Raw genomic sequence first — 6,257 nt, 5'->3', positions numbered from 1 at the left:
CACCGGGGCCCGGGGCGCGTCAGCGCCCCGGGCCCCGTTGTGATGTGCTTCACGCAGCCGCGTGCTCCACCACCAGCAGCACGGTCAGCAGTGCCACGAGAAGGGCCACCAGCGCCGCCGGGGAAATGGACGCCCAGGGGTTCTCCTGCTGGAGGCGGGCGCGGTTGGCGCGGCACACCGGGCAACGGCCCTCGCTCACCGGTCCGGCACAGTTCGCACACACCAGTCGGTCGCACGTCATGCGATCTCCTCCTCCGTCCGGTGAAACGCGCCGGGTGACGGAATGGTTCCCGGGGGTTGTGCGGTCTACTCCCTCATTCCACTGTGACAGGTTCCGCCGGATTCGGCGCCCCGCCTCCGAGGGGCGATGACCGACATGTCCCCATGTGGGCTGTGGTCAAGGCCACCAACGCCCGACGGCGACTGCGCACCCGCAGCCCGTTCGCGTAGTGTCGCCCCCACATCCCCTGTCCGCTCATCCCGCAAACCCTGGTGCGAACGTGATCCGATTCGACAGCGTCACCAAGACCTACCCCAAGCAGAACCGTCCCGCCCTGCGGGAGGTCTCGCTGGAGATCGAGAAGGGGGAGTTCGTCTTCCTGGTGGGCTCGTCGGGCTCAGGCAAGTCGACCTTCCTGCGGCTGATCCTGCGTGAGGAGCGTACGGACACCGGCATGGTGCACGTGCTCGGAAAGGACCTGAACCGGCTGTCGAACTGGAAGGTCCCGCAGATGCGGCGCCAGCTCGGCACCGTCTTCCAGGACTTCCGGCTGCTGCCCAACAAGACGGTCGCGGAGAACGTGGCGTTCGCCCTGGAAGTGATCGGCAAGCCGCGCGGCACCATCCGCAAGACCGTGCCCGAGGTGCTCGATCTGGTCGGCCTGGCCGGCAAGGAGGACCGGATGCCGGGGGAGCTGTCCGGTGGTGAGCAGCAACGCGTGGCCATCGCGCGGGCCTTCGTCAACCGGCCGATGCTGCTGATCGCCGACGAGCCGACCGGAAACCTCGACCCGCAGACCTCGGTCGGGATCATGCGCCTGCTCGACCGGATCAACCGGACGGGCACCACTGTCGTGATGGCCACCCACGACCAGAACATCGTCGACCAGATGCGCAAGCGCGTCATCGAACTGGAGAAGGGGCGGCTGGTACGCGACCAGTCGCGCGGTGTCTACGGCTACCAGCACTGACGGCCGGCCTCACCACCCCTCTGAAAGGAACCAGCCACCATGCGCGCCCAGTTCGTCCTGTCGGAGATCGGCGTCGGTCTCCGCCGCAATCTCACGATGACCTTCGCGGTCATCATCTCCGTGGCGCTCTCGCTCGCCCTGACCGGCGGCGCCCTGCTCGCCAACAAGCAGGTCGACTCGATGAAGGGCTACTGGTACGACAAGGTCCAGGTCACCCTCTACCTCTGCAACAAGGCGGACGCGGCCACCACACCGAGTTGCTCCAGGGGCGCGGTCACCGACGAGCAGAAGAAGGAGGTCCTCACCGACCTGAAGAAGCTCTCGATCGTGCAGCAGGTCTACTTCGAGTCGGCGGAGCAGGCGTACAAGCGTTACCAGGTGCAGTTCAAGAACTCCCCGCTGGCCAGCTCGATCACGCCCGACCAGATGCAGGAGAACTACCGGGTCAAGCTCAAGGACCCGACCAAGTTCACCATCGTGGCCAGCGCGTTCGCCGGCCGGCCGGGCGTGCAGACGGTCGAGGACCAGCGCAAGGTGCTGAAGAACCTCTTCGACCTGCTCAACGGCATGACCCGGGTCGCGTACGTGGTGCTGGCCTTCATGCTGACCGTCGCCATGCTGCTGATCGTCAACACCGTGCGCGTCTCGGCGTTCAGCCGCCGCCGGGAGACCGGCATCATGCGGCTGGTGGGCGCGTCCAGCTTCTACATCCAGATGCCGTTCATCATGGAGGCCGCGTTCGCCGGACTGGTCGGCGCCGGACTGGCCTGCGTGATGCTGCTCGGTGGGCGGTACTTCATGATCGACGCGGGCCTGAGGCTCCAGGAGAAGATCCCGCTGGTCTCCTTCATCGGCTGGGACGCGGTGGTCAAGGTGCTGCCACTGGTGCTGCTGATCGGGGTGTTGATGCCGGCGATGGCCGCATTCATCGCGCTGCGCAGGTACTTGAAGGTCTGACGCGGGCAACTTCCGTCAGCCGCCCGTTTCTCGCCTAGACTTCCCGCCATGTCCGGCCCGTCGCTCTTCGGGACGCCCCGCCGCCTTCGCCGCGGGGCCACCCTGACGTTGGTGTTCGGCAGCCTGCTGGCCGGCGGTGCGGCGGCGGGCAGCTTGACCGAACCGCTCCAGCGCGCGCCGCACGGCGGCAGCGCCCGGATCGCCGCCGCGACCGTGGCCGACGCGGACGCCGGCTCCGCGGCGGCGGGCGGCGCCCGGGACACGGACCGTGGCACGGTGAACACCCGCCGTATCGCGGCGGAGATCGCGGACGGCAAGGTCGGCCCGGACGTGGTGGAGAAGCTGATCAGCCGCAGCGGCGACCGCTGGTCGTCGTTCTACACGGCGCGGGAGTACGCCGGTCTGCAGCAGGCCCTCGACGGGCGGTATGTCGGGGTGGGGCTGTGGGTACGGCGGATCGACGGCGGCCGGATCCAGGTGGCCAGGGTCCAGCCGGGCAGCCCGGCCGGCCGCGCCGGCCTCCGGGTCGGCGACCTGCTGACCACCATCGGCACCACGAAGTGCGCGGGCCTGGCCGTGACCGAGGTGGTCGCGGCGCTGCGCGGCGACAACGTCCCCGGCAGCCGGGTCACTCTCGGTGTGCGGCGCGCACAGCGCGCGTGGACCGTCACGCTGCGCCGCGCCACGCTCGCCACCGGTGCGGTCACCGTCACCCGGCGCGAGGACGCCCCCACCGTCATAAAGATCGACGCCTTCACCCTCGGCGTCGGCGACCAGATCCGCCGGGCGGTACGCGACGCGGACCACGGCGTCCTGCTCGACCTGCGCGGCAACTCCGGCGGACTGGTCGCCGAGGCCGTCGCGGTGGCGTCGGTCTTCCTCGACGACGGGCTCGTCGCCACCTACGACGTCCACGGGCAGCAGCGGGCCCTGTACGCGTCCGGCGGCGGCACCGACGCGCCACTGGTGGTGCTGGTCGACGGCGGCACGATGAGCGCGGCGGAACTCCTGGCGGGCGCGTTGCAGGACCGCGGCCGGGCGGTGGTCATGGGGGCCCGCACCTTCGGCAAGGGGTCGGTGCAGATGCCGAGCACGCTGCCGGACGGCTCGGTGGCCGAGCTGACCGTGGGGCACTACAGCCTGCCCGGCGGCCGGGGCGTGGACGGCCAGGGCATCACCCCCGACGTCCAGGTGCCCGACGGGTCGGACCCGGTCGCCGACAGCAGCCGGGTATTCGCTGGCCTCGGCACCCCTTCGTAGTGGGACAATGGCCCGGCTATGGCTAAAGAGACCGGTCGCAAGATGATCGCGCAGAACAAGAAGGCGCGGCACGACTACCACATCCTCGACACCTACGAGGCGGGCCTGGTGCTCACCGGCACGGAGGTGAAGTCGCTGCGCCTGGGCCGAGCCTCCCTGGTGGACGGCTTCGGCCAGCTCGACGGCGGCGAGGCGTGGCTGCACAACGTGCACATCCCCGAATACACCCAGGGCACCTGGACCAACCACGCGGCCCGCAGGAAGCGCAAGATGCTGCTGCACCGCTCGGAGATCGACAAGCTCGCCCAGAAGTCCCAGGAGAGCGGGCACACCATCGTGCCGCTCGCCCTGTACTTCAAGGAGGGCCGGGTCAAGGTCGAGATCGCGTTGGCGAAGGGCAAGAAGGAGTACGACAAGCGGCAGACCCTCCGTGAGAAGCAGGACCGCCGCGAGGCGGACCGCGCGATGTCCGCGGCGCGCCGCCGCCGGCGCGACTGACGGTCACCCGCGCGGGTTGACTGGCGGGAATGCGCTGGCACGGGCCGGCGTTCTTCCCGTACGATGGAACAAGCCGCCCGCCGAGGGCGGTGCACCTTGAAAACACCACATGGGGATGATCGGTTTCGACTGGGGATGTCGAAGCAGGGGAAGCGAGCCGAGGAAGCGGCAATGATCTCGTTAACCATATGCCGAAACCAATAATCGCCAACACCAAGCGCGATTCCTTCGCCCTCGCTGCCTAAGTAGCGACTTGCGAAGTGTCAGCCCGGGGCTGTTCCCGACCCGGATCCTGGCATCAGCTAGGGAACTAAACTTCTAGGACCGGTCACGGGTCCCAGAAGGAAATCAAACAGTGACTGAGCCCGTCGGCGGCTTGTCCGCGTGACTGCCGGGGCCGAGAAAAGCACAGCGGACTGCGCTCGGAGAAGCCCTGATTCCGCACCACAGGACGCGGGTTCGATTCCCGCCATCTCCACGAGGTCGAGGGCGAAGTGTGTCCGCAGAAAGTGCGGACCACTTCGCCCTCGTCGTTTTTGCGCGGGATCCGCACGCGCGCGGCGGGGGCTTCGCCACCCGCACCCCCAGGGCCGGCGGGGCCCGCGGGCCTTGGCACCCCCAAGGCGGGTGGGCCCCTGGGTCGGGTGGGGCCGCAGGCCGCAAGAGGGGTGGGGCCGTGGGTTGCTTACGGCTGCACCTCCGGGCGGGGCCCGGAGGTGCAGCCGCCCGGGGGCGGTGGCGGTGGGGTGGGTCGTCAGTCGACGTCGACCCAGTTCAGGGTGCGCTCGACCGCCTTCTTCCAGCCCGCGTAGCCCGCCGCGCGCTGATCGTCCTTCCACAGCGGTTCCCAGCGGCGCGACTCGTGCCAGTGCTCGCGCAGCTCGTCGGTGTCGCGCCAGAAGCCGGTGGCCAGGCCGGCCGCGTATGCCGCGCCGAGGGCCGTGGTCTCGGCGACGACGGGGCGGCTGACGGGGACGCCGAGGATGTCGGCCTGGGTCTGCATGCACAGGTCGTTCGAGGTGACGCCGCCGTCGACCTTGAGGACGTCGAGGTGGACTCCGGAGTCCTGCTCCATCGCCTCGACCACGTCCCGGCTCTGGTAGCAGATGGCCTCCAGGGTGGCGCGGGCCAGGTGCCCGCTGTTGTGGAAGCGGGCCAGACCGACGATCGCGCCCCGAGCGTCGGAGCGCCAGTAGGGGGCGAAGAGGCCGGAGAAGGCGGGCACGAAGTAGATGCCCTCGCTGCTCTCGACGGTCCGGGCCAGTTGTTCGCTCTCGCCGGCGTTTCTGATGAGGTGCACCTGGTCCCGCAGCCACTGCACGGCCGAGCCGGTGACGGCCATGGAGCCTTCCAGGGCGTAGACGGCCGGGGCGTCGCCGAACTTGTAGGCGACGGTGGTGATCAGGCCGTGCTCGGAGCGTACGGCTTCGGTGCCGGTGTTGAGCAGCAGGAAGTTGCCGGTGCCGTAGGTGTTCTTGGCCTCGCCGGTGGCGAAGCAGACCTGCCCGACGGTGGCCGCCTGCTGGTCGCCGAGCATGCCGGCGACCGGGATCGGGGTCCGCAGCGGGCGGGAGGTGCGGGTGGTACCGAACGCCTCGGGGTGCGAAGAGGCGTGGATCCGGGGGAGCATCGCGCGCGGGACGCCGAAGAGGGCGCAGAGTTCGTCGTCCCAGTCGAGGGTCTCCAGGTCCATCAGCATGGTGCGGCTGGCGTTGGTGACGTCCGTGGCGTGGACGCCGCCGTTGGGGCCGCCGGTGAGGTTCCACAGCACCCAGGAGTCCGTGGTGCCGAACAGGGCGTTGCCCTGCTCGGCGGCCGCCCGTACGCCCTCGACGTTCTCCAGGATCCACTGGAGCTTGCCACCGGAGAAGTAGGTGGCCGGCGGCAGGCCCGCGCGCCGCCGGATCAGGTCGCCGTGGCCGTTCCGCTCCAGTGCCTTTGCGATGGAGTCGGTACGGGTGTCCTGCCAGACGATCGCGTTGTAGTACGGCTGACCGGTGCGCGGGTCCCAGACGACGGTGGTCTCGCGCTGGTTGGTGATGCCGATGGCCGCCAGGTCGGAGGCCGCGATGCCGGCCGTGCGCACCGCGTTCTGGATGGCGACGTTGGTGCGCTCCCAGATCTCGATCGGGTCGTGCTCGACCCAGCCGGGGCGCGGTAGGTACTGGGTGTGCTCCAGTTGGTGCTTCGCCACTTCGTTGCCGTCGTGGTCGAAGATCATGAAGCGGCTGCTGGTGGTCCCCTGGTCCACCGCGCCGACGAAGTCCGCCATGGCCTGCTGCCTCTCGTGAACGTATCCGCGCGTGCGTGAGCGGTGAGTGCGGTACGGCGGGCCGCGGTGCGGACCGCCGT

At 69.5% G+C, this 6,257-nt stretch carries 6 protein-coding genes and 1 other RNA gene; 5 read left to right on the top strand and 2 right to left on the bottom strand.

What is annotated here, in order from left to right:
* Window positions 1-49: 49 nt before the first annotated feature.
* On the bottom strand, window positions 50-241 hold the full coding sequence (locus VIW71_RS18835; RefSeq protein ID WP_331623514.1) for a hypothetical protein: 192 nt from the start codon (window positions 239-241) through the stop codon (window positions 50-52).
* A gap of 259 nt (window positions 242-500) precedes the next feature.
* Between VIW71_RS18835 and ftsE the strand changes: the two genes are divergently transcribed.
* The 5 genes from ftsE (at window position 501) to ssrA (ending at window position 4,386) form a co-directional block, all read left to right on the top strand.
* Window positions 501-1,190: a cell division ATP-binding protein FtsE gene (ftsE, locus tag VIW71_RS18830; RefSeq protein WP_331623513.1), complete on the top strand. Its 690-nt coding sequence runs from the start codon at window positions 501-503 to the stop codon at window positions 1,188-1,190.
* A 39-nt stretch (window positions 1,191-1,229) separates the two neighbouring features.
* Window positions 1,230-2,147, top strand: coding sequence for a permease-like cell division protein FtsX (gene ftsX / locus VIW71_RS18825; protein ID WP_331623512.1), 918 nt, complete (start codon window positions 1,230-1,232; stop codon window positions 2,145-2,147).
* 48 nt (window positions 2,148-2,195) lie between these two features.
* Window positions 2,196-3,407, top strand: a complete 1,212-nt coding sequence (locus tag VIW71_RS18820) for a S41 family peptidase (RefSeq protein ID WP_331623511.1) — start codon at window positions 2,196-2,198, stop codon at window positions 3,405-3,407.
* A gap of 18 nt (window positions 3,408-3,425) precedes the next feature.
* A complete protein-coding gene (gene smpB / locus VIW71_RS18815) occupies window positions 3,426-3,905 on the top strand; it encodes an SsrA-binding protein SmpB (RefSeq protein ID WP_331623510.1) in 480 nt (159 codons plus the stop codon).
* Between the two features lie 111 nt (window positions 3,906-4,016).
* Window positions 4,017-4,386, top strand: a transfer-messenger RNA (tmRNA) gene (gene ssrA / locus VIW71_RS18810).
* A 273-nt stretch (window positions 4,387-4,659) separates the two neighbouring features.
* Here ssrA and glpK read toward each other — a convergent pair.
* Window positions 4,660-6,177: a glycerol kinase GlpK gene (gene glpK, locus VIW71_RS18805; RefSeq protein WP_331623509.1), complete on the bottom strand. Its 1,518-nt coding sequence runs from the start codon at window positions 6,175-6,177 to the stop codon at window positions 4,660-4,662.
* Between the last annotated feature and the right edge of the window lie 80 nt (window positions 6,178-6,257).

This window comes from Streptomyces sp. (genome assembly GCF_036524955.1).
In the GTDB taxonomy this organism is placed as follows: domain Bacteria; phylum Actinomycetota; class Actinomycetes; order Streptomycetales; family Streptomycetaceae; genus Actinacidiphila.
This window is presented reverse-complemented; position numbering and strand designations above follow the sequence as displayed.

Coding starts and splice junctions, on each gene's coding strand:
- VIW71_RS18835 (WP_331623514.1), bottom strand. CDS start 241: ATGACGTGCGACCGACTGGTGTGTGCGAACTGTGCCGGACCGGTGAGC.
- ftsX (WP_331623512.1), top strand. CDS start 1,230: ATGCGCGCCCAGTTCGTCCTGTCGGAGATCGGCGTCGGTCTCCGCCGC.
- VIW71_RS18820 (WP_331623511.1), top strand. CDS start 2,196: ATGTCCGGCCCGTCGCTCTTCGGGACGCCCCGCCGCCTTCGCCGCGGG.
- smpB (WP_331623510.1), top strand. CDS start 3,426: ATGGCTAAAGAGACCGGTCGCAAGATGATCGCGCAGAACAAGAAGGCG.
- glpK (WP_331623509.1), bottom strand. CDS start 6,177: ATGGCGGACTTCGTCGGCGCGGTGGACCAGGGGACCACCAGCAGCCGC.